We start from the raw sequence: 23,583 nt of genomic DNA on the forward strand, positions 1-23,583 counted from the left end.
ACATCCAACATGGTCGCAACATCGTTGCGCCTTACACCACGGTCGCCAGCGCAAACGTCAGCCCGAGGCCCATCAGCGAAATAATCGTCTCGCAGAGCGACCAGGTCTTGAACGTCTGGCCGACGGTCATGCCGAAGTATTCCTTGATCAGCCAGAAGCCGCCATCGTTGACGTGCGAAAAGATCAGCGAGCCCGAACCCGTCGCGAGCACGAGCAGCTCGGGACTCACCGCCGCGCCGCTCGCGGCGGCCACCGGGGCGACGATGCCGCAGGCCGTCGTCATGGCAACGGTGGCCGAGCCGGTCGCGAGACGAATGAGCGCCGCGACGAACCATCCGAACAGCAGCGGCGAAAGATGCGCCGACTGCGCCACGCCGACGATCTCCTTCGAGATGCCGCTATCCATCAGCACACGGCCAAAGCCGCCGCCCGCGCCCACGATGAGCGTAATGCCCGCGATCGGCGCGAGGCAGTCGCCGCAGAACTTCTGGATCTGCGCGCGGTTGAAACCGCGTCGCGCGCCGAAGGTCCAGAAGCTCACCAGCACGGCGATCAGCAGCGCGACATCGGAGGTGCCAACGAAGCGCAGCAGATTGTTCGGCAGGGTCTTGGGCGTGAACACGAGGTCGGCCCAGCTGCCGATCAGCATCAGGATCACGGGCAGCAGGATCGTGAACAGCGTGATGCCGAAGCTCGGCAATTCGCTATCGGACTTGATCTTCATGTCGCCGATGAACTGCGCGGCGAGCGGATTGTTCTCGTTCAACTTGATCGCGCGATGAATGAGCAGCGCGAAGAGCGGGCCGGCAACGATCGCGGTCGGGATCCCGACGATCAGGCCGTAGGCGATGGTCCTGCCGATGTCGGCGTGATAGGCCTGCACCGCGAGCAACGCGGCCGGGTGCGGCGGAATCAGGCCGTGCACGACGGACAGCCCCGCCACCATCGGCAAGCCGACCAGCAGCAGCGACTTGCCGGTGCGCTTCGCGACATTGAACGCGATCGGAATCAGCAGCACGAAGCCGACTTCGAAGAACACCGGCAAGCCGACGATGATGGCGACGAACATCATCGCCCAGTGGATGTTCTTCTCGCCAAACCAGCGGATCAGCGTCGTGGCGACGCGCTCGGCGCCGCCCGATTCCGCCATCATCTTGCCGAGCATGGTGCCAAGACCCACCACGATCGCGATGTGACCGAGCGTGTTGCCGTTGCCGGTTTCGAACGATTTGACGATCTGATCCATCGGCATGCCGGCAGCGAGGCCGAGCAGCAGCGAAACGATGATCAGGACGAGGAACGGATAGACCTTCCAGCGCGTGATCATGAAGATCAGCGCAGCAATCGCGATGAGCGCATAAATCAGCAGCATGCTGCCGTGGGCCACTCCCATGAGGCTCTTCTCCAGTTAGTTGTTCATTGTCCTTCCGCGGCAACACTAGAACGTCGGTGCCTGGCACGCGGAAGGGGCCGGCCTTCGAAGGGCCGAGATTGTAGAGGTTATAGCGGCTTTCGGCGCCATGTGCCTGAAAAGCGAGCGAAAGACGAGCGAGCCGCGCAGGCCATGCGCCAAAGGGCGCGGCCTGCGCGGCTCGTGGATCCGACAGGACAAAGCGCGGTCCAGACGGGCCAGCCCAATGGACCAACCCGGATGGGCCAAGCCATCCTGCGCGGCACGCCGATCTTCTTCAAACGTTCGTCAGTTAGTTGCCTTTAGCTCGAGTTGAGACCAGCGTTCAAGTCACTTGCGCAGCGCTGGCATTCAGGGCCTGAACGCCCGGAATGCCATCCACCGCATGCGACATCAGCGTACCGGGCGCGCCAGCTCGCTCGCGGCGTGCGCGAGGCGCGTCACCTCGGCCCAGTCCTGGGCGGCAACTGCGGCCTTCGGCGTGAGCCACGAACCGCCCACGCAGACCACGTTGGGCAGCGCGAGGAAGTTGATCGCGGATTCGGCGGTGATGCCGCCGGTGGGGCAGAACTTGAGCGTCGGGAACGGGCCGTGGAAAGCCTGCACCATGTTGATGCCGCCCGCGGGCACCGCCGGGAAGAACTTGACGATCTCGTAGCCAAACTCCATTGCCGCGATGATGTCGGACGGCGTCATGACACCGGGCAGCAGCGGCAGGCCCGCGTCGAGCGACGCCTGGTGGATGTCGCGCGTGAGGCCCGGCGAGACGCCGAACTGCGCGCCGGCCTTTTTCGCGAGCGCGCAGTGCTCGGGCTTCGTGATCGTGCCAACGCCGACGACGATATCCGGCGCGATCTTCGCCGCGCGCTCGATCGCCTCGAGGCCCGCCGCCGTGCGCAGCGTGATCTCCAGCACCTTCACGCCACCCGCGTGCAGCGCGCGCGAAACGTGCTCGCCCTGCTCGGGCGTATCGAATGCCAGCACCGGAATCACCGGGCCGAGGCGGACAATGTCGGCCACCGTGCTTGTTGCCATGATCAGGCTCCTTGATGATGAATTCAGTTTGTCGCTCAGTTTGTCGCTCAGTGCGTCGAGCAGTGTGCCGCTCAGTGCGTCGTTTGTGACGCGGCCACCGGCGTGGCCGCCGACGCGCTCGCGTGCGACGCGGCCGGCACTTCGCCGACGAGCGGGCCGAACACCGACGCGCCCAGCTCCGCGGGTGCGGCAGCGGCGCGGAATACGCCGAACAGCTCGCGGCCGAAGCCCACTTCGTTACTCTCCTGATGGGCGGGTAGCGCGACCGGACGCGCGTTCCATTCCGCCTCGTCCACTTCGATGTCGAGCACGCCCGCGACCGCATCGATCACGACGATGTCGCCGTCGCGCACCTTGCCGATCGGCCCGTGCAGCAGCGTTTCCGGCGAGACGTGGATCACGGCCGGCACCTTGCCCGACGCGCCCGACATGCGCCCGTCAGTCACGAGTGCTACGTGGAAGCCCTTGTCCTGCAGCACGCCGAGCAGCGGCGTGAGGCGGTGCAGCTCCGGCATGCCGTTGGCACGCGCGCCCTGGAAGCGCACGACGGCCACGAAATCGCGCTCGAGCTCGCCGCGGTCGAACGCTTCCTGCACGGCTTCCTGCGAATCGAACACCACGGCCGGCGCGCGCACCAGGCGATGATCGGGCGCCACCGCCGAAATCTTGATGACGCCGCGGCCGATGCGGCCTTGCATCAGACGCAGACCGCCGTCCGGCTGGAACGGCTCGGGAAGCGGGCGCAGCGCGGCCGTATCGGCGCTCTTCTCGACCGCCGGCACCCACGTGAGCTTGCCGTCGAGAAGCTTCGGCTCTTCGGTGTAGTGACGCAGGCCCTCGCCCGCCACCGTTTTCACGTCTTCGTGTAGCAGACCGCCGTCGAGCAGCTCACGCACGAGGAAGGCGATGCCGCCCGCCGCGTGGAAATGATTCACGTCGGCCTTGCCGTTCGGATAGACGCGCGCGAGCAGCGGCACCGCGGCCGACAGCTCGTCGAAATCGTTCCAGTCGATGAGGATGCCCGCCGCGCGCGCCATCGCCACGAGGTGCAGCGTGTGGTTGGTCGAGCCGCCCGTCGCCATCAGCGCGACGATGCCGTTGATCACGGCCTTCTCGTCCACCACGTGGCCGATCGGCGTGTAGTTGCCTCGTTCGACGGTCAGCTCGAGCACGCGGCGCGCGGCTGCGGCAGTGAGCTCGTCGCGCAGCGGCGTGTGCGGATGGATGAAGGCCGAGCCCGGCAGATGCAGGCCCATGATTTCCATCAGCATCTGGTTGCTGTTGGCCGTGCCGTAGAACGTGCAGGTGCCGTGGCCGTGGTACGCGGCGGCCTCGGATTCGAGCAGCGCCTCGCGATCGCACTGGCCGGTCGCGAATTTCTGGCGCACCTTGGCTTTGTCGTCGTTCGAAATACCGCTCGTCATCGGACCGGCGGGCACGAAAATCGTGGGCAGATGGCCGAATTGCAGCGCACCGATCAAGAGCCCCGGCACGATCTTGTCGCACACGCCGAGGCACAGCGCCGCGTCGAACATGTTGTGCGTGAGCGCAACGGCCGTGCTCATCGCGATCACTTCGCGCGAGAACAGCGACAGCTCCATGCCGGCGTTGCCCTGCGTGACGCCATCGCACATTGCGGGCACGCCGCCCGCGAACTGCGCGACGCCGCCGACTTCGCGGGCCGCCTTCTTGATGATCTCGGGGAAATCCTTGTAGGGCGCGTGGGCCGAAAGCATCTCGTTATACGCCGAGACGATGCCGACGTTCGGTTCGCGGATCGCCTTGATGGCGATCTTGTCGCGCCCCTCGAGACCGGCGAAGCCGTGGGCGAGGTTCGCGCACGAGAGTGCGCCGCGCGCCGGGAAACGGTCCTGCGCCGCCGCGACGCGCGCGAGATAGGCCTCGCGCGTCGGCTTGCTGCGCTCGATCACGCGCCGCGTGACCTTCATCAACTGCGAATGCGGGGAAACCATCGAATCTCCTTCCTTTTTATCTCGCGGGGCGCTCGGGGACGCATCACGCGATCCGGTCAGCGATGGAGCGATGTTAGTAGAAAAACTACAAGATCGCAATCCCGGTTTTGCCCTGAGATTGAATCATGTGAACGCTGAAAATTCCCGCATTTACCGGGATTTCCCTCGCATCAGTTAAACCCGCCTTGCATCTTTACGTCGATTCTTGTAGTTTTTGTACATATCCATCGATCCGCTATAGTCCACGGATCTTTCAGCATAGTGCGAGTTTCCCGATGCTGCTGTCCCAGGTGAAGGCCATGCGCGAGCAATTGCGCCCCTCCGAGCGCAAGCTCGCCGATTACATCGTCGAGGCGCCGCGCGAGCTGCTCGACCTTTCGATGACCGAGGTCGCCCAGCGCGCCGGCGTGAGCCAGCCGACCATCGCGCGCTTCTGCCACGCGCTAGGGTTTTCGGGCTTTCGCGAGTTCAAGATCCGGCTCGCCCAGGCCGTGGCCGGCGATTTGCCCACGGAGATGCCCGCCGTCTACCGCGACGTGCGCCCGGACGAACCGGTGCCCGGCGTCGCCGCAAAGGTGCTCGACCGGACGATCGGCGCACTCGTGCAGGTGCGCAACAACCTTTCCACGGACGCGCTCGGGGCCGCCATCGACCTGCTCGCCAAGGCTTCGCGCATCGAATTCTATGGCGCGGGCGGCTCAGGCATCGCGGCACAGGATATGCAGCACAAGTTCTTTCGGCTCGGCATGCCGAGCGTCGCCTACTCGGATCCGCACACCTTCCTGATGTCGGCGGCGCTGCTCGGGCCGGGCGATGTGGTCGTCGCCATCTCGAATACGGGGCGTACACGCGATGTGGTGGATGCGGCGCAAACGGCGCTCGACCGGGGCGCAAAGGTCATTGCCATCACGCACGGCACTTCGCCGCTCGCACGCCTCGCGAGCGTGGGATTGCACGCGAACGTCGACGAAGACACCGACGTGTTCTCGCCGATGACTTCGCGCACGTCACATCTCGCCATAGGCGACATTCTTGCGGTAGGCGTGGCGCTGCAGCGTGGACCTGAGCTTGCGGAAAAGCTCGCCGGCGCGAAGGACATCATTGCGCGGCGGAGGCTGGACGCGAACGGCTGAACGCGCCGCACGCCGGGCGCACCGAAAATCTCGCGCCAAAATAAAAAGCGGACTCCCGAAGGAGTCCGCTTTGCGTTTCGGCCTGAACTACGCGGCCGGGCAATGACAAGAATCCGGGCTCACCAGAAGCGGCTGCGCCGCTCCTGGATCGCCATCAGACGCTTACCACTGGTACGCCATACCGCCGCCGTACGTTGCACCGCCACCCGAGGCATAACCGCCGCCCAGCTTCACCTTGAGGTTCTGCGTGATGCGAGCCGATGCGCCGAGCGCCACGGCCTGGTAGCCCTGGAAGTTGGCCGTGCCCACACCAACCGCGATGGTCTTGCCCTGATCGACGTCCGGAATCATCGTCAGCGCAGTTGCCGCCGCGACGCCGCCGTAGGCGTTACGCGCCACGGAGTTGACGTTGCCCTGGAGCGCATTCAAGCCGCTCTGGAGCTGACCCACGTTCACCGCATCGGTCGCGTTGACGCCGTTCGCAACGTTCGTGATCCGGCGCTCGTTTCCTGCCGAGCCCACGGACACGGTGTTGTCCTGGTCCGCCACCGAGTTCGCACCCAGCGCGACCGAGTTGTTGCCCGTGGCCGAGGCCTTGTCGCCCATCGCCGTCGAGTTCGCACCCGAAGCCGTTGCACCGCCGCCCGCCGCGATCGAGTTGGTGCCCGTGGCCGAAGCCGGGCCGCTCGTCGAGTTGGTCGACATGTATTCAGAACCGGTGATGTTGATGTTCTGAATCGCCTGGTTCAGGTTCGAGACCTCAACGTTCGTCGCGTACAACTGCGCGCCCGTGACCGCGTCCGTGCTGCTGGCAGAGAGCTCACCGTCCTGCAGGTTGGTCAGCTTCACCGCCGTCGATGCGTCCGTGCCGCCCAGCGTGATCTTGTCGTGTGCCGACGTATCGTACTGAACCGCATTGGCCACCGTGCCCGCGATGTTGGTCACCGTGTTCTCGATGTTCGTCACGCGGCCATCGATGTTCGTGAGCGCACTACCGACGTTGGTGTAGCTGTTGCCGCCGATGTTGTACGTCGGCGCCGAGATCGAACCGTCGGAGTTGACCGTCGAACCACCGCCCAACGAGTCGGCCGTGCTCGACGCGACGTTGTACAGCTGCGCGCCGTTGACCGCATCCGTGCTGTTTGCCGTAACGGCACCCGCCGCGACGTTGTGCAGCTTGACCGGCGTGGTCGAGCCGAGGCCACCGAACGTGACGGAGCCCTTCGTGGAGTCGTCGTAAGCAACGAACGAGTTCGTCACGTTACCCGAGCTGTCCACGATCGCACCCATTGCCTGGAGTTGCGAGACGTTCACCGCGTCGTTGGCTGCCGCTCCGTTCGCGACGTTATGGATGGCAACCGGCGTGGTCGTACCGAGACCACCCAGCGTGATCGACGACTTCGACGTGTCGTCGTAGGCCACGAAGGCGTTCAGCACATTGCCCGAGGTATCGACGTTCAGGCCTGCTGCCTTCAACTGTGCAACGTTGACAGCATCCAGATCCTGCGCGCCGGCCGCAACATTGTGCAGCGCCACGCCCGCGGTCGCGCCCACGCCACCGAACGTCACCGAGTTCTTCGACGTGTCGTCGTAGGCGACGAAGGCGTTCGTCACGTTGCCCGAGGTGTCGACGGTCATGCCCATCGCCTGGAGCTGGGCGAGGTTCACGGCGTCGCTGGCCTGTGTGGCATTCGCGAGGTTCGTCAGCTTGACCGCGCTGCTGGCATTGTCGCCCCCGAGCGTGATCTTGTCGTGCGCCGATGTGTCGTACATCACCGCGTCGACCGAACCACTGCCCGCATAGGCTACGACTGCGTCCAGTGCCGAGCCGACGTCGTGGAACGAACTGCCTTGAACGACATAGGTCGGGGTACTGATCGTGCCGTCAGTGTTGACCGTCGTTTGGCCGCCCAACGCCTTGGCCGTTGAGTTGGCCAGGCCGTAGAGCTGCGAACCGTTCACCGCGTCGTTGCTCGTTACGCTCACCGCACCGTTTGCCACGTTGTGCAGCGCCACCGGCGACGCGCCCGTACCACCGAAGGTCACGGAGTTGTGCGACGACGAGTCGTACAGCACCGCGTCCGCCACCTTGCCGTACAGGTTCGTCACGTCGCCCGCGATGCTGGTCACATCACCCGCGAGGTTCGACACGTTCTGGTTCGTTTCGAACAGCTGCGCACCGTTCACCGCATCCGTGCTCTCCGCGCTCAGCGTGCCGTTGGCGACATTGGTCAGCGCCGTCGGCGTGCTCGCACCTTCGGCACCCAGCGTGATCTTGGTCTTCGACGTGTCGTCGTACGCTACGAACGCGTTCGTCACATTGCCCGAGCTGTCGATGTTCGCGCCCATTGCCTGGAGCTGCGCGACGTTCACCGCGTCGTTGGCCACCGATCCGTTTGCCACGTTATGCAGTGCCACCGGCGACGCGCCCGAACCACCGAAAGTCACCGAGTCGTGCGCCGACGTGTCGTACAGCACCGCGTCCGCCACCTTGCCATACAGGTTCGTCACGTCGCCCGCGATGCTGGTCACATCACCCGCAAGGTTCGACACGTTCTGGTTCGTCTCGAACAGCTGCGCACCGTTCACCGCATCCGTGCTCTCCGCGCTCAGCGTGCCGTTGGCGACATTGGTCAGCGCCGTCGGCGTGCTCGCACCTTCGGCGCCCAGCGTGATCTTGGTCTTCGACGTGTCGTCGTACGCAACGAACGCATTCGTGATATTGCCCGAGCTGTCCGTCATCGCACCCAGCGCGTACAACTGTGCCCCGTTCACCGCATCGGTGCTCGACGCATTCAGCACGCCGTTCTTCACGTTCGTCAATGCAACCGGCGCGGTCGCCTTTGTCCCACCAAGCGTCAGCGTGTCATGCGTCGACGTGTCATAGATCACTGCGTCCGGGCTGCCACCCTTCGCTACATCCATGACTGCGTCGAGCGCCGAACCAACATCGGTGTAAGTCGAACCCGAAAGGTTGTAGGTCGGCGCACTAATCGAGCCGTTCGCGTTGACGGAGGTCGAGCCACCCAGCGCCGCCGCCGTGCTCGATGCCAGACCGTAAAGCTGCGAGCCGTTCACCGCGTCCAGGCTCGCCAGGCTAACCACGCCATTTGCGACGTTGTGCAGTGCCACCGCCGGCGCGCCCGTACCACCGAAGGTCACCGAGGTGTGCAACGACGAGTCGTACAGCACCGCGTCCGCCACCTTGCCATACAGGTTCGTCACGTCGCCCGCGATGTTGGTCACCACGCCCGACAGATCCGACACGTTCTGGTTCGTCTCGAACAGCTGCCTGCCGTTCACCGCGTCCGTGCTCGACGCGTTCAGCGCACCGTTCGACACGTTCGTCAGCGCAACCGTGCCGCTCGTGGTGCCAGCACCACCAAGCGTCAGCTTGTCATGCGCCGGCGTGTCGTAAATCACGGCATCAGGAGAACCGCCACTCGCCTTTGCGTTGATGGCAGTCAGTGCCGATCCGACATCGGTGTAGGTCGAGCCGGAAAGGTTATAAGTCGGCGTACTGATCGAGCCGTTCGCATTGACGGAGGTCGAGCCACCCAGCGCCGTCGCCGTGCTCGATGCCAGACCGTAAAGCTGCGAGCCGTTCACCGCGTCCAGGCTCGCCAGGCTCACCACACCGTTTGCGACGTTGTGCAGTGCCACCGCCGGCGCGCCCGTACCACCGAAGGTCACCGAGGTGTGCAACGACGAGTCGTACAGCACCGCGTCCGCCACCTTGCCATACAGGTTCGTTACATCGCCCGAGAGGTTCGACACGTTCTGGTTCGTCTCGAACAGTTGCCTGCCGTTCACCGCATCCGTGCTCGACGCGTTCAGCGCGGCGTTCGACACGTTCGTCAGCGCAACCGTGCCACTCGTGGTGCCGGCACCACCAAGGGTCACCTTGTCATGCGCCGAGGTGTCGTACTTCACTGCGCTATTCGAAAGCCCCTGAGCCTGGCCATCCATGGCCGTCAACGCGGAACCCACGTCCGTATAACTACCGCCTGCCACGGCATAGCTCGGCGCGGCAATCGACCCGTCTGCGTTCACGGTCGCCCCTGCGCCCAACGCATCCGTCACACCCTTGAGCTGCGAAACGTTCACCGCATCGGTATCGCCCTGGCCGGCCGCCATGTTGACAATGCGGCGCGTATTCGCCGGGTTCTGGATCGTGATCAGATTGCCGTTTGCATCCATCGCCGAATAGGACGTCGTGCCGTCATTACCCACGGACACCGTGTTGGCCTGATTCGCCACGGAGCCAGAACCCAGCGCAACCGCATCGGGCTTGGTCACGTGCGCCTGCACACCGATGGCTGCACCAGCGCTTGCCGTTGTGTCCACCTGAGCCTGTGAGCCGATTGCGATCGAGCCGTCCCCAAGCGCCTCAGACGCGTCTGTAGCAGACGCACTACCGTTGTTGTTGGCGAGCCCCCTCACCTGCAAGTAAGTAGTGAGGGAACTGTAAACCCTGTTCAGCCCGGAAGTATTCACACCGGATCCCGACGACGCCTTCAACGCCGCACCGGCCCTCAGCAGCCTGGAGCTGCCACCGCCAGTGGCGGCCGACACGATGTCGTACACCTGGCCAACGTTGGCGGCATCGGTCTGCTGGATGCCACTTGCAACGTTGCTGATAACGGTGCCATTCGGCAAATAGCCCTGGCTGCGATCGCCATTCACGAAGTACGCGCTGTTGCCTTGGCCCGGATCCAGCACGATCTGCGAATTCGCCGTGCCAATGGTGTTCGGCACGTAGAGCACGGCGGGATTGCTCACATTCCCGCTCGCATCGGTAATGAAGCCCCCAAAGGTGTAGCCCTTCGGATCGTCCGAAGTCGCCTGAGCGCCGTAGCCAGCAGTGGTCAGGGTGTTGTGAACCTTCGTGATTTCGTTGTTGATGTTGGTGACGTCCTGGCTCACGCCGAACAGCTGGCCGCCGTTCACGGCATCCGTGCTGCCAGCCGCCACATTGCCGTTGGCCACGTTGTACAGCGCCACCGGCGAGGCCGCTGCCGAGCCGCCCAGCGTCACCGAATCGTGTGCCGGCGTGTCGTACTGGACCGCGTTGCCGCCCGACGTGCCGTTGATGGCATCGAGGGCCGACCCGACGTCCGTGTACGTCGTTCCCGCAACCGTATAGGTCGGCTTGCTGACCGAGCCGTCGGCATTCACGGTCGAGCCGCCGCCGAACACGCTTGCCGTCGAATTCGCAAGGCCGTACAACTGCGAACCGTTGACGCCATCCATGCTCGTGCCGCTCACCGTACCGGCCGCAAGATTCGTGATCTTGTTGCCGTTCATGGTGACGGTGTTCAGCATGCTGATGTCGCCCGTGCCCTTGAGTTCGAGCAGGCCGTTCGAATAGCCCGTCACGCGGGCGGTCGAAGCGCTGAAGCCGTTGCCGCCGGTGGTATCGCTTGCATTGTTCAGCGAAAATGCGAATGCGGGTGCGCTGGCGCTTCCGGTACAGTTCAGGTTCGTCGTGCTGGATTTAAAGCCGTAGGCGGCGCCAGCCGTCGACTGATTGGCTGCACATAGCTCGACTCCCCCGTTCCCGACAGTGGCTTGCGCGAAGGCCCCCGAAGCAGCCAGTGCGGAGCCCACCCCAACCACGGCGACCGTAACGCGCGATCCGCGCGTCGAAGACTTCTTGCTACGTGCCTGTGCGTTTTCCTGCACGGCGACCCACGTCCCCGTGGACTCGTTCCAGATTGATCGGTATGTCTTGTTCATTCTCTGCCTTACCTTGATTAAAGACGGGATCCCAACCGACGCCTACGCAGTCCACGCAGGCGCATTGCGGGCGGATTCAGAAACGCCCGAATGCAATTCCCTTGAGCCGGAAAGTTCGCCATCCGATATGACGATGAAGACTCGCTTTTCCGATGGGCAACACAATTAGCGCTGTCAGAATTAACTGAGAACCTTCAGCTTCACCCAAATGCCCAAGAGGCATTAACAAGGCGTAACTCTATTAACCAGGCAAAACAGCGAATATAAGAAAATTCCCAAAGAAATTAACCACGTCAAAAGGCGCTAGAGCCGCACAAAACAAGGTCACGGGCGCACTAACGGATCCTGACAAATCACTCAAATCAGGCATGGCCATCGAGCAAGAAATAGCCCAATGGACTACAGATTCAACTGAAAATTATCGCTCGATGAGGCAATCGATATTCATGACCAATACGACAAGCACAATTATTTGTCAGCGCAATCCTACAAATTCTCATGCTTATCCGTTGACACCAGGAATATTCTGCAAAACAAAAGGCCATTCGCCCCATAATTCAGATATCTAACCTGAAAATACCAGCGCACTCAATTTGACAAATGAGCCCCATTGTCAGCGCATCGCGACGAAATGTCGCATATTGATCGTGTTGCATATTTCCGACGTGGATTGTTTCCTCGCGCACTGGTTTTGAGATTCGTCCTATGTCTGACGACCCGTAAGATAAATACACTTTTTATGTCGGGAAACGCAGACACAACGCCCCAGGTGTCATGCGCGGCCTTCGCGCTCTGCGCGTCTTTAGCCAGCCATTGCTGGTGATCATTCGATCGTTTCCCGTCTTTGCGAACCATCTGGTCCGCCGCATCAACATAGGAAACGTCATGAAACATCTGTTCGCCCTCGTAGCCGCGTGCGTGGCAGCCAACGCCGCTTTTGCCTCCGTCTCCAAAGCGCCTGTCACGAGCGAAGCCATCCAACTGCAGATCCTCGAACACCAGTGGACCCAGGCAGCAGCAGCCGGCGACCGATCCATGCTCAACGATCTGCTGGACGATAAATTCTTCGAAGTCCTGCCTAATGGCACGCATCGCACGAAGCGCGACATGCTCGCCGCGGTCGCGCAGCCGCAAGGCAGCTCGCAAGTGCTGGAAGATGTGCGCGTTCAGGTGCTCGGCGACGTGGCCGTCGTCACCGGGATCAACCGCTATACGCCTGCGCAGGGCTATCGGCCGATCGAATACCGTTTTGCCGACGTGTTCATAAAGCGGGATGACGGTTGGCGCGTCGTGGGTGCGCGCATGCGCCGCAATGAATCGGGCAGCATCTGAGCATCCCTGATGCATGGGACCGGAGTGAGCACTACAGCGCTAACTCCGGTGCAACGGGCCGCCCATCGAGGAAGGAAGGGAAAAAAGTGGGTGTCAGAAAGGCTTGATGACGACCAGCGCCACCGCCGCCAGCATGCCGAGCACCGGGAGCTCGTTGAACATGCGGTACCACTTGTCGGAGCGGCGGTTCTCGCCGCGCTCGAAGGTCTTGAGCAAACGTCCGCAATACGCGTGATAGACGATGAGCAGGACCACGACGCCCACTTTCGCGTGAATCCACCCCTGGCCGCGCCCGATGCCCACCACGAGCCACAGCCACAGCCCGCAGAGCAGCGCGGGCACGGCGATCAGCGTCATGAAGCGATAGAGCTTGCGCGCCATGATCAGCAGGCGCCGGACGGCCGCGGGCTCGGTTTCCATCGCGAGATTCACGAAGATACGCGGCAGGTAGAACAGGCCCGCGAACCACGAGGCGATCAGAACGATGTGAAACGTCTTGACCCAGAGCATCGGCGATCCTTGTTGTTATCGGCGTAGTGAATACGGGAACTGCGCAGGGCGTGGTGAGATGCGCGTGCCTTATGTGGCACACGCAGCGCCCGCTTACTGGCGCCCTTCGCCGTGACCCAGCACGACGTATTTGAGCGAGGTCAGCCCTTCCAGACCAACCGGGCCGCGCGCGTGCAGCTTGTCGTTGGAGATGCCGATCTCCGCGCCAAGGCCGAACTCGAAGCCGTCGGCAAAACGCGTCGAGGCGTTCACCATCACGCTTGCCGAATCCACTTCGCGCAAGAAGCGCATCGCGCGGTCGTGGTCTTCTGTGACGATGGCATCGGTGTGATGCGAGCCGTAATGGTTGATGTGTTCGACGGCCTGATCGAGGTTGTCGACGATCTTGACCGCCAGCACCGGCGCGAGGTACTCGGTGCGCCAGTCCTCTTCGGTGGCGTCCACGAGCGGGCCGATGTTCGCATCGGCGAGAATCGCGCGCGCGGCCGCGTCCACGCGCAGCTCCACGTCCTTGTCGCGATAGAGGCGGCCAAGCGGCGGCAGCACTTCGTGCGCGATGCCGCGCGCGACGAGCAGCGTCTCCATCGTGTTGCAGGTGCCGTAGCGGTGCGTCTTGGCGTTGTCGCAGACGGTGAGCGTCTTCGCGAGATCGGCGCGGTCGTCCACGTAGACGTGGCAGATGCCGTCGAGGTGCTTGATCATCGGCACACGCGCTTCGGCCATCAGGCGCTCGATCAGGCTCTTGCCGCCGCGCGGCACGATCACGTCGACGAATTCCGTCATGGTGATGAGCTTGCCCACCGCCGCGCGGTCGGCGGTTTCCACCACCTGCACCGCGTCATGCGGCAGGCCCGCCGCCGCGAGGCCCTCGCCGATCAGCTTCGCGAGCGCGGTGTTGCACTCGAGCGCCTCGGAGCCGCCGCGCAGGATGGTGGCGTTGCCCGATTTCAGGCACAGCGCCGCAGCGTCGATGGTCACGTTCGGACGCGATTCGTAGATGATGCCGATCACGCCCAGCGGCACGCGCATCTGGCCGACCTGGATGCCGCTCGGGCGGAACTTGAGGTTGCTGATCTCGCCGATCGGGTCGGGCAGCGCCGCCACCTGGCGCAGGCCTTCCACCATGGTCTTGAGCGCCTTGTCCGAGAGCGTGAGGCGGTCGATGAACGCCGCGTCGTGGCCCTTCTCCTTCGCGCGTGCGAGGTCGCGGGCGTTGGCGTCCTTCAGTTGCTGTGTCTCGCGCTCGATCGCCTGCGCAACCGCTTCGAGCGCAGCGTTCTTTGCGGCCGTCGAGGCTCGGGCCATCGCGCGCGAAGCCTTGCGGGCGCGGCGGCCGAGGTCGGTCATGTACTGGTCGATATCCATGGTTTCTGTCGTGATGCGGCGCGCCCGGCCAATGCGGTGTGGGGCTGCGCGGTTCAGGTTAGGTCGATTTTAAGGCTAGCGGGCCGGCTTTGCTGGGAGCACCCTGACGCCGGACGCCGCGCGCGAGTCGCGCCACACGGACGCAAGCGACACGCCGCGCCCTCTGGCAATGCCGGTAGCAGGTGCCGGAGCATGGGCCCGGCCAGCACAACTAGCCTGGCCTGCGTCCCGGCCCTGCGGTGCGCGGTCGGGCGGCGGCAGCCGCTGCCGCGGCCGCGGCGGCTGGGCTGGTGGCCGCGCCGCCTGGTTGTGCGCGCCCCGAAGCGGCGGCGCCGCGCGCGGCTCCAGCCGAACGCGCCGGCGCGCCGGCGTCGCGCGGCGCGGCAACCGTCATCGCCAGTTCGAACAGGCCGTCCCAGGCATCGGGCGGTAGCGCATTGCGCCAGTCTGCGCGCGATTGCCCCGAAAGCCCCTTCACCTGGCGGTCGAGGCGCGCCGCGAGCGCGAGCCCGCGCTCGAGCGTCGCTTCGGTCAGGCGCGAGAGCGCCGGCCCGATGAGCCGCTCGCGCGGCCCCCAGACGCGGTTCTCGCGCAGCAGCATCGCGAGCGGCTTGCCCGCCGCCACACCACGCTTGATGCGCAGCAGCGTGCGGACCTCTTCGACGACCGCCCACAGCACCAGCACCGAAGCCTCGCCTTCGCCCTGCAGCCCGTCGAGCATGCGCGCGAGCCGCCCGGCGTCGCCGGTGAGCATCGCTTCGTTGAGCTTGAAGACGTCGTAGCGCGCGACGTTGAGCACGGCGTCGTGAATCTGCTCGAAGCTCAGCACGCCTTCGGGATAGAGCAGCCCGAGCTTCTGGATTTCCTGATGTGCCGCGAGCAGGTTGCCTTCCACCCGCTCCGCGACGAATTGCAGCGCGCGCCGCCCGTCCTCGCCGGGCGCGACGCGCTGGCCCTGCTGGGCCAGACGCTGCCCGATCCAGTTCGGCAACGCCGCGCGCTCGACCGGGTCGATCTTGATCGCCACGCCACTGTCCGCCAACGCCGTGAACCACGCGGACTTTTGCGTGGCCGCATCGAGGCGCGGTAGCGTAATGAGCGTGAGCACGTCGGGATTCGCAGCCGATTTTGCCGATGCGGCAAGCGTCTTGAGCGCGTCCGCGCCTTCCTTGCCGGGCTTGCCCGACGGGATGCGCAGCTCCACCAGCTGGCGATCGCCGAACAGCGACATCGACTGGCTCGCGCCAATCAGCGCGCTCCAGTCGAAGCCGCGCTCGACCGTGAACACCGAGCGGTCAGTGAAGCCCGCCGCGCGCGCGCTCGCGCGGATGCGGTCGCACGCTTCCTGGGCGAGCAGATGCTCGTCGCCGTAGACGACGTACAAACCCGCCATCGCTTTCGCGAGGTGCTGCTCGAGTGCGTCCAGTCGCAGTTGCATGAAGAGCGCTTTAGAAGAAGGACGATAGGCGCATCACAGCGGCGGCGGCGGCAGCGGCGCACGGGGCGCGACGCCCGGCACGACCTGGGCCGGCGTGGGATGCAGCGTCTTCAGGACTGCGAGACGGCGCGTGAGCTGGTCGACGGCGTCGTTCTGCATGTCGGCGAAAAGCAGATCGGATTCGGACACCTTCGCGGTCGAGTACTGGTCGCTATAGGTCATCGCGCGATTGAGCGCGATCGAACTCGACTGGATCAGCGGTGAGCCGTCCGGCGCCGTGAGCGTGTAGTTCAGCGAATAGTTGACCTGATATTCCTCGACCACGCCGAGCGAATTCAGCGTGAGCGTGCTGAAGCTGCGCGACTCATTCACGCGCAGCACCGCGTCGGCATTGGCCGCCGAGTCGACCACGACCGAATCGCTACCGCCTTCGATCATGCGAGTAAGACGCGCCGACACGGGCGCCGAGGCGCCAACGACAGCGAGGCGCTTGAACGCGTAGTTCTGCTCGCCACGCAGCTGGAACCCGCACGCCGAAAGCATCAGCGCGCTGCCCGCCAGTAACAGGAACGATCTGCGAATCACCTGGACTCCCTGGTTCAAAACAGCGGTGGCGCGCGATGCGTCGATCGCGCGCCACCGCCAGCACGTGATGTGCCAGCACGTCATGTCAGACCACGACGTTCACGAGACGGCCCGGCACGACGATGATCTTCTTCGGCGCGCGCCCTTCGGCGAACTTCGCGAACATCTCGTGGGCGAGCGCGGCCGCTTCGATCGCGTCCTTGCCCGCATCCCTGGCGACCGTCACGGCGCCGCGCACCTTGCCGTTCACCTGCAGCACGAGCTCGATTTCGGCCTGCTCGAGCGCCTTTTCGTCGACCTTGGGCCAGGGCGCGTCGAGCAGCGTGCCGTATTCGTCGGCATAGCCGAGCGCCTTCCAGAGCTCGAACGTAAGGTGCGGCACGACCGGATACAGCACGCGCAGCAGCACACCGAAGGTCTCGCGCTGCACGCCCGCGCCGGCGCCCTTGGCGGCTTCGATCGCGTTGAGCATCTTCATCGCCGCCGACACGACGGTGTTGTACTGCAGACGCTGGTAGTCGAAGTCGGCCTGCTTGAGCACGCCGTAGACCTCACGGCGCAGCGTCTTTTCGACCTCGGCAAGCGCGGCGGCGTCGAACGACGCGCGCGACTTGATCGCCTCGGCGTTCGCGTAGCCGAACGACCAGACGCGGCGCAGGAAGCGGCTCGCGCCCTCCACGCCCGCGCCCGACCATTCGAGCTGCTGCTCGGGGGGCGCGGCGAACATCGTGAACAGACGCGCGGTATCGGCGCCGTACTGGTCGATCAGCACCTGCGGGTCGACGCCGTTGTTCTTCGACTTCGACATCTTCTCGATGCCGCCCAGCACCACGCTCTGGCCGTCGCTATTGAGCGTCGCGCCGACCGGGCGGCCCTTGTCGTCGTGCGTGACGGTCACGTCGGCCGGGTTGTACCAGGTCTTCTTGCCCGCGGCGTCTTCGCGGTAGAACGTCTCGTTGAGCACCATGCCCTGCGTGAGCAGGTTTTTCGCCGGCTCGCCGAACTTCACGAGGCCGAGGTCGCGCGAGACCTTCGCCCAGAAGCGCGAATACAGCAGGTGCAGGATCGCATGCTCGATGCCGCCGATGTACTGGTCCATCGGCATCCAGTAGTCGGTGCGCTCGTCGACCATGGTCGCAGCGTTGGGTGCCGCGTAGCGGTAGAAGTACCACGACGAGTCGACGAAGGTGTCCATGGTGTCGGTTTCGCGCTTTGCGTCGGCGCCGCACGTCGGACACTTGCAGTTCAGGAACGCCTCGGACTTCGCGAGCGGGTTGCCCGTGCCGTCCGGCACGAGGTCTTCGGGCAGCACGACCGGCAGATCCTGCTCGGGCACCGGCACGTCGCCGCAGCTCGGGCAGTGGATGATGGGGATCGGCGTGCCCCAGTAGCGCTGGCGCGAGATGCCCCAGTCGCGCAGACGCCACGTGACCTGCTTGTCGCCGTAACCATGCGCCTTGAGGTCCGCCGCGACCGCATCGACGGCCGCCGTGTAGTTCAAGCCGTCGAACTTTCCGCTGTTGATGCAGACCGCGCGTTCCTTGTCGCCGTACCACTCCTGCCAGGCGTCGAGCGAGTAGGTCTCGCCTTCGGCCGCGATCACCTGCTTGATCGGCAGATCGTACTTTTTCGCGAACGCGAAATCGCGCTCGTCGTGGCCCGGCACGCCCATCACCGCGCCTTCGCCATAGCTCATCAGCACGTAATTGCCGATCCACACCGGCACTTGCTCGCCCGTGATCGGATGCGTGACCGTGAAGCCCGTGTCGACGCCCTTCTTCTCCATCGTTGCGACGTCGGCCTCGGCCACGCCGCCGCGCTTGCATTCGTCGATGAACGGCAGCAGCTCCGGCTTGTCCTGCGCGAGACGCGTGGCAAGCGGATGCTCGGCCGCGACCGCGCAGAAGGTCACGCCCATGATGGTGTCGGCGCGCGTGGTGAAGACGCGCAGCAGCTTCTTTTCGCCGTCGAGCTCGTACGGGAAGCCGAAGTTCACGCCGAAGCTCTTGCCGATCCAGTTCTGCTGCATGATCTTGACGCGCTCGGGCCAGCCGAGGCCGTCGAGGTCGCCCAGCAACTCATCGGCGTACTGCGTGATGCGCAGGTAGTACATCGGGATTTCGCGCTTTTCCACCAGCGCGCCCGAGCGCCAGCCGCGTCCGTCGATCACCTGCTCGTTGGCGAGCACGGTCTGATCGACCGGGTCCCAGTTCACCGTGCCGGTCTTCTTGTACGCAATGCCCTTCTCGAGCATCTTCAGGAAGAACCACTGGTTCCACTTGTAGTAGTCGGGCTTGCAGGTGGCGAGCTCGCGCGACCAGTCGATCGCGAGACCCATCGACTGCATCTGGCCCTTCATGTACTCGATGTTGTCGTAGGTCCACTTGGCCGGCGGCACGCCGTTGGCCATCGCGGCGTTCTCGGCGGGCATGCCGAACGCGTCCCAGCCCATCGGCATCAACGTGTTGTAGCCGTTCATGCGCAGATAGCGGTACATCACGTCGTTGATCGTGTAGTTCCGCACGTGGCCCATGTGCAGCTTGCCCGACGGGTACGGCAGCATCGAGACGCAGTAGAACTTGGGCTTGTCGGCCTTTTCGGCCGTCCGGTAAGCGTCGGACGCGCGCCATTCGCCTTGCGCGGCGGATTCGACGTCGGAGGGAACGTATTTTTCGAGCATGGTGTGGATGGGGAACGCGGATTCGGGCGGATTGGGCCTGATACAGCCTGGGTTCAGCCAGTCAGGGCGCTGCCGGGCCGGTCGTGCGCGGCTCGGGCACGAGCCCGGGCACGACGCTCACTGGCTGCGCCAGCTTCGGCAGCCCCGCTTTTTTACAGGGAAACGGTGATTATACCGTTGAGTTGGCCGCACTCTCCGCTGCCGTTTCGTGTGGCGGGATTGGGCGGCCGGCTGGAGCGACTGGCGAGAAGGGCCGGCCGGGATGAGCGGCGCAGGCCACCGCCGGCGCGACCCACGCCGGCAGTCGCCAGGTCAATGCTGGCCTGGCGGCGGCGGCTCGGTCACGAAGCCGATGCGCGCGAGTCCCGCCTGCTGCGCGGCACCCATGACCTGGGCGATGACTTCGTAGCGCGTCTCGCGCGCGGCGCGCAATTGCAGCTCGGGCTGCTGCGCCTCGGGCGCCTTGCCCGCGGCGGTGAAGCGCGCGCGCAACTCGTCGAGCGAGATGGGCTGCGCATTCCAGTAGAGCTTGCCCGCGGCATCGATCGAAAGCGTGACAGTCTGCGGCGTCTGCTGCACGGGCTCGGCTGCGACTTGCGGCAAGTCGAGCCGGATGGCGTGCGTGAAGAGCGGCGCGGTAATGATGAAGATGACGAGCAGCACGAGCATGACGTCGATGAGCGGCGTCATGTTGATATCGGCCATCGGCGCCGAATCGCGCTTCTTCTCGAGTCCGCCGAATGCCATGTGCGTCGTTCCTCGCGAGTTGCCGGTCAGTCAGTGCGTGCCGCTGCGCAGGTCAATACGACCCGGCGCGCACGTCTTCGCGCGGCGCGCCCTGTGCACCTTCGCGGCGCGGCGGCGCACCCTCGGGCGCGCAGGCGTAAGCATGCAGATCGTGCGCGAAGCCGTCGAGATCGTCGCCGAGCTGGCGCACGAGACGGCCAAGCACGTTGTAGGCGAGCACCGCGGGAATCGCCACCACGAGGCCGAACGCCGTCATGATGAGCGCCTCGCCCACCGGCCCGGCCACGTTCTCGATCATCGCCTGGCCGCTCGACGCGATGCTGCCGAGGGCGTGATAGATGCCCCAGACCGTGCCGAGCAGCCCGACGAACGGCGCCGTGCTGCCAACGGAAGCGAGCAGCACCTGCCCGAATTCGAGCCGCCGCTGCGACGCCTGCAGCGCACCGCGCAGCGCCCGCAACACGCGCTCGCCCCGGTCCACGCGCGCGAGCAGCGCGCCCGGCGCGTCGGCCTCGGCGCATGCGAGCGCCGCCTCGGCGAGTGGCAGGAACACGCGCTCGCGGTCGAGCACGCGCATCGCGCTCACACCATCGGCCAGCGAATGCGCTTGCCAGAACTGCGCGATCGCGCGAGGCCCCTGACGCTTGGCCCGCACGAGCACCCATGTCTTCACCAGCAGGAAGCACCAGCTCGCGATCGACATGGCCAGCAACACCCACGCCACGGCGTGCGTGACGGCGTCGCTCGTCTGCAAATAATGGATGACTCCGGTACTCGCTGCCATTGAACCTCGCCTGCCTCGTGTCGCTTACGTTCTGTCGCCTACGGTCTGTCCCCTGCCCTCTGTTCCGTGACCTCGCGCCCGGCATCTGCTGCGCGGTCCGGCTCGAAAGCCTCACGCGCGCCTGCGGCGCAGGCCCGGTGCGGCACACACGGGCTGCCGGGCAAGGAAGTGGCGCTCAGCGCAAGCCGAGCACGTCCTGCATATCGTACAGGCCCGTGGCCTTGTCTTGCAGAAAGCGCGCGGCGCGCATGCTGCCCTGCGCGTAGGACAGGCGGCTCGACGACTTGTGCGTGATCTCGATGCGCTCGCCGATCCCCGCGAACAGCACGGTATGGTCGCCCACGATATCGCCGCCGCGGATCGCCGAGAAACCGATCGTCGACGGATCGCGCTCGCCGGTCACGCCTTCACGACCATACACGGCGCATTCTTCGAGATTGCGGCCGAGCGCGTGCGCCACGGCCTCGCCCATCGCCAGCGCGGTGCCCGACGGCGCGTCGACCTTATGGCGATGGTGCGCCTCGATGATCTCGATGTCGTAGCCGGTCTCGAAAAAGCGCGCCGCGTATTCGAGCAGCTTGAGTGTGACGTTTACGCCCACGCTCATGTTGGCCGCGAACACGACGCCGATCTTCTGCGCAGCGGCGCCAAGCTGCGCCTTTTGCTGCGCGTCGAAGCCCGTCGTGCCGATCACCATCTTCACACCGTGGCGCTGCGCGGCTTCCAGATGCACGAGCGTGCCCTCGGGGCGCGTGAAGTCGATCAGGCAGTCGCTTTGCGCGAAAACCTGCTCGATATCGTCGGTGATGAGCACGCCGGTTTCCTTGCCGAGGAACGCACCCGCGTCCTGACCGATGACAGCTTCGCCCTTGCGTGCGAGTGCGCCCGAGAGCGTGATGTCGGGGGAGTTCAGGACGGTTTCGATAAGCATGCGGCCCATGCGGCCCGATGCCCCAGCGATTGCGATTTTCATGGCTCTTCCTGAAAGCGTGAGTCCGGCAGTCCCGCCAGCAAGATCCGGTCGACGACCGGACGGCCGCCGGGCCGACGCTGAAGGGCACTGCCAAAAAACGCGGCGGCCCGAAGCCGCCGATGAAATGCCTGGCGCACGGCGCCAGGCCCTGTATGTATTACGCGCGGCCTACCTGCCTGAAGTCAGGCAAATGCACTGGCCAAGGCGCGGACAAACCCGCGGACGTCTCTTGCGTCAGCGCGATCAGCCGCCCGACGCCGCATTCGGGCTCGCCGGCGCCTGGGACGGCGTTTGCGGCGGCGCGGTGAGCGGCGCATTCTGCGCCGGCGGCAGCGGATTCGTTTCGGTGTCGCCGGTGCCCTGCGCGCCCGGAGCCGGGCCGACCGGGTTGGACTGCGGGATGCCCTGGATCTGCGGCGGCGGCTGACGGTGCAGCTGGATCTGCGACGGCATCGTGCCCACGCCCGGCGGCAGCGCCGACGAGGTTGGCGTGCCCGCGCGCACCGACGGCGTCAGGCCCGAGGGTGTCTGCACGGCTTCCGTGGCGCGGTTCGCGGCGGCGGCGGCCTGCGCGTTCGCGTCGAGCGGCAACTGCGAAGTGGCGGTGCCGAGCTCCGAAGACGGCGAGCGGGCCGTGTCGCCGACAGTCGGCCCCGCGGCCGAGGCTTGCGTGCCTTCAGGCGCCGAGGCACCCGAAGCCGGCGCGGCCGCGACGGCCGGGCTCTTCTTGCCCGATTTATCGCCATCGATTTCGGCGAGCAATTCGAGATTCGACGGCAGGTCTTCACCGCCCGACCAGCTTGCCACGCGGTCGCCTTCGAACATCACGATGAAGTCACGCTGCTGGACCACGGCGGTCGAGCCGCGCTTGAAGTAGAAGACATAGTCCCAGCGGTTCGCGTGGAACATGTCGGTCAGGAGCGGCGTACCGAGCAATTTCCTGACTTCGTCGCGGGACATGCCCACGTGCATCTGCGCCGCGGCTTCCTTCGAGACGAAGTTGCCCTGCACGATGGTGATGCGGTACGGCGTGATGCTCTGCGCAATGCGCTGCGTCAGGCTGTCGTAAGTGCCGCAGCCGGCGAGCGTCGCGAACGCGGCCGCAGCCAGCAGGGTGCACGCTACGCGGCGGCCGCTCAGGCGGCGGCCGATCGTTGTGAATTCTGGAATCATTTCCCTCACCGTGCGGGCTTGTCGCGAAGCCGCGCGTATTCTGTAGACGTTCGATCGAGTTCCGCCGAAACTGCCCGGAACGGCAAAAACCCATTAACATAAGAACCCAGCATTGTACTCCAGGGACTTATAGTCATGACCAATCCAACCGATCTCAAGAACATCGGCCTCAAGGCGACCCTGCCTCGCCTGAAGATCCTGGAGATTTTTCAGCATAGCCCCGTGCGTCACCTCACCGCCGAAGACGTGTATCGCAACCTGCTGAACGAGGAGCTCGACATCGGCCTCGCCACGGTTTACCGGGTGCTCACGCAGTTCGAGCAGGCGGGCCTGCTCACCCGCAGCAACTTCGAATCCGGCAAGGCCGTCTTCGAGCTCAACGAAGGCAGCCACCACGACCATCTCGTCTGTCTCGATTGCGGCCTCGTCGAAGAATTCTTCGACCCCGAAATCGAAAAGCGCCAGCAGTCAATTGCTAACGAACGTGGCTTCAAGCTGCAGGAGCACGCACTCGCGCTGTACGGCGCGTGCACCAAGGAAAATTGCCCGCACCGCAAGCACTGAGCGGGCAGCGGGCGGGCGCGCGGCGGGCGATCCCCGGCGCGCGCAAACGAAAAAACGCCACGGCAACTCTGCCGTGGCGTTTTTTTTCGTTTGGCTCGCCAGCTTTGAGAAACGGGCGGGCTAGCGGCGCCCGGTTCGTGC

General features: G+C 64.9%; 16 protein-coding genes. 3 read left to right on the forward strand and 13 right to left on the reverse strand.

What is annotated here, in order from left to right; genetic code table 11:
- Window positions 1-31: 31 nt before the first annotated feature.
- The 3 genes from E1956_RS00750 to edd form a co-directional block, all read right to left on the reverse strand.
- On the reverse strand, window positions 32-1,393 hold the full coding sequence (locus E1956_RS00750) for a GntT/GntP/DsdX family permease (RefSeq protein WP_134746551.1): 1,362 nt from the start codon (window positions 1,391-1,393) through the stop codon (window positions 32-34).
- A gap of 411 nt (window positions 1,394-1,804) precedes the next feature.
- Entirely contained in the window at window positions 1,805-2,446 is a 642-nt protein-coding gene (gene eda / locus E1956_RS00755) for a bifunctional 4-hydroxy-2-oxoglutarate aldolase/2-dehydro-3-deoxy-phosphogluconate aldolase (protein ID WP_134746554.1), read from the reverse strand.
- A gap of 71 nt (window positions 2,447-2,517) precedes the next feature.
- Window positions 2,518-4,419: a phosphogluconate dehydratase gene (gene edd / locus E1956_RS00760; protein WP_134746556.1), complete on the reverse strand. Its 1,902-nt coding sequence runs from the start codon at window positions 4,417-4,419 to the stop codon at window positions 2,518-2,520.
- A 275-nt stretch (window positions 4,420-4,694) separates the two neighbouring features.
- On the opposite strand from edd, the gene E1956_RS00765 reads away from it, so the two are divergent.
- On the forward strand, window positions 4,695-5,552 hold the full coding sequence (locus E1956_RS00765; RefSeq protein ID WP_134746558.1) for a MurR/RpiR family transcriptional regulator: 858 nt from the start codon (window positions 4,695-4,697) through the stop codon (window positions 5,550-5,552).
- Between the two features lie 162 nt (window positions 5,553-5,714).
- On the opposite strand, the gene E1956_RS00770 is transcribed toward E1956_RS00765, so the two are convergent.
- The gene (locus E1956_RS00770; protein WP_134746560.1) at window positions 5,715-11,291 is read right to left on the reverse strand and encodes a YadA-like family protein; all 5,577 of its coding nucleotides are present in this window, start codon (window positions 11,289-11,291) and stop codon (window positions 5,715-5,717) included.
- Between the two features lie 774 nt (window positions 11,292-12,065).
- On the opposite strand from E1956_RS00770, the gene E1956_RS00775 reads away from it, so the two are divergent.
- Complete coding sequence (locus E1956_RS00775; protein WP_134746562.1) at window positions 12,066-12,623, forward strand: nuclear transport factor 2 family protein; 558 nt, start codon at window positions 12,066-12,068, stop codon at window positions 12,621-12,623.
- Between the two features lie 93 nt (window positions 12,624-12,716).
- On the opposite strand, the gene E1956_RS00780 is transcribed toward E1956_RS00775, so the two are convergent.
- From E1956_RS00780 to E1956_RS00820, 9 genes are all read right to left on the reverse strand, one after another.
- Window positions 12,717-13,133: a CopD family protein gene (locus E1956_RS00780; RefSeq protein WP_134746564.1), complete on the reverse strand. Its 417-nt coding sequence runs from the start codon at window positions 13,131-13,133 to the stop codon at window positions 12,717-12,719.
- A gap of 93 nt (window positions 13,134-13,226) precedes the next feature.
- Window positions 13,227-14,498 carry a glutamate-5-semialdehyde dehydrogenase gene (locus tag E1956_RS00785; RefSeq protein WP_134746566.1) on the reverse strand — a complete coding sequence of 424 codons (1,272 nt, stop codon included), beginning with the start codon at window positions 14,496-14,498 and terminating at the stop codon, window positions 13,227-13,229.
- Window positions 14,499-14,709: 211 nt separating this feature from the next.
- Window positions 14,710-15,936 carry a DNA polymerase III subunit delta gene (holA, locus tag E1956_RS00790; RefSeq protein WP_134746568.1) on the reverse strand — a complete coding sequence of 409 codons (1,227 nt, stop codon included), beginning with the start codon at window positions 15,934-15,936 and terminating at the stop codon, window positions 14,710-14,712.
- 33 nt (window positions 15,937-15,969) lie between these two features.
- On the reverse strand, window positions 15,970-16,521 hold the full coding sequence (locus E1956_RS00795) for an LPS-assembly lipoprotein LptE (RefSeq protein ID WP_134746570.1): 552 nt from the start codon (window positions 16,519-16,521) through the stop codon (window positions 15,970-15,972).
- Between the two features lie 85 nt (window positions 16,522-16,606).
- Window positions 16,607-19,201: a leucine--tRNA ligase gene (gene leuS / locus E1956_RS00800; RefSeq protein WP_134746572.1), complete on the reverse strand. Its 2,595-nt coding sequence runs from the start codon at window positions 19,199-19,201 to the stop codon at window positions 16,607-16,609.
- A gap of 312 nt (window positions 19,202-19,513) precedes the next feature.
- Window positions 19,514-19,948: an ExbD/TolR family protein gene (locus E1956_RS00805; protein ID WP_133196208.1), complete on the reverse strand. Its 435-nt coding sequence runs from the start codon at window positions 19,946-19,948 to the stop codon at window positions 19,514-19,516.
- A gap of 52 nt (window positions 19,949-20,000) precedes the next feature.
- A complete protein-coding gene (locus E1956_RS00810; protein WP_134746574.1) occupies window positions 20,001-20,732 on the reverse strand; it encodes a MotA/TolQ/ExbB proton channel family protein in 732 nt (243 codons plus the stop codon).
- A 175-nt stretch (window positions 20,733-20,907) separates the two neighbouring features.
- Window positions 20,908-21,705 (reverse strand): 4-hydroxy-tetrahydrodipicolinate reductase, encoded by a 798-nt coding sequence (gene dapB, locus E1956_RS00815; RefSeq protein WP_134746576.1) that lies wholly within the window; start codon window positions 21,703-21,705, stop codon window positions 20,908-20,910.
- 243 nt (window positions 21,706-21,948) lie between these two features.
- Entirely contained in the window at window positions 21,949-22,878 is a 930-nt protein-coding gene (locus tag E1956_RS00820) for an outer membrane protein assembly factor BamE domain-containing protein (RefSeq protein ID WP_134746578.1), read from the reverse strand.
- Between the two features lie 135 nt (window positions 22,879-23,013).
- Here E1956_RS00820 and fur point away from each other — a divergent pair, with 135 nt between their 5' ends.
- Window positions 23,014-23,442, forward strand: coding sequence for a ferric iron uptake transcriptional regulator (gene fur, locus E1956_RS00825; protein ID WP_028216204.1), 429 nt, complete (start codon window positions 23,014-23,016; stop codon window positions 23,440-23,442).
- Window positions 23,443-23,583: the final 141 nt, after the last annotated feature.

Origin of the sequence: Paraburkholderia pallida (assembly GCF_004524855.1) — a bacterium.
GTDB classification, from domain to species: Bacteria; Pseudomonadota; Gammaproteobacteria; order Burkholderiales; family Burkholderiaceae; genus Paraburkholderia; species Paraburkholderia oxyphila.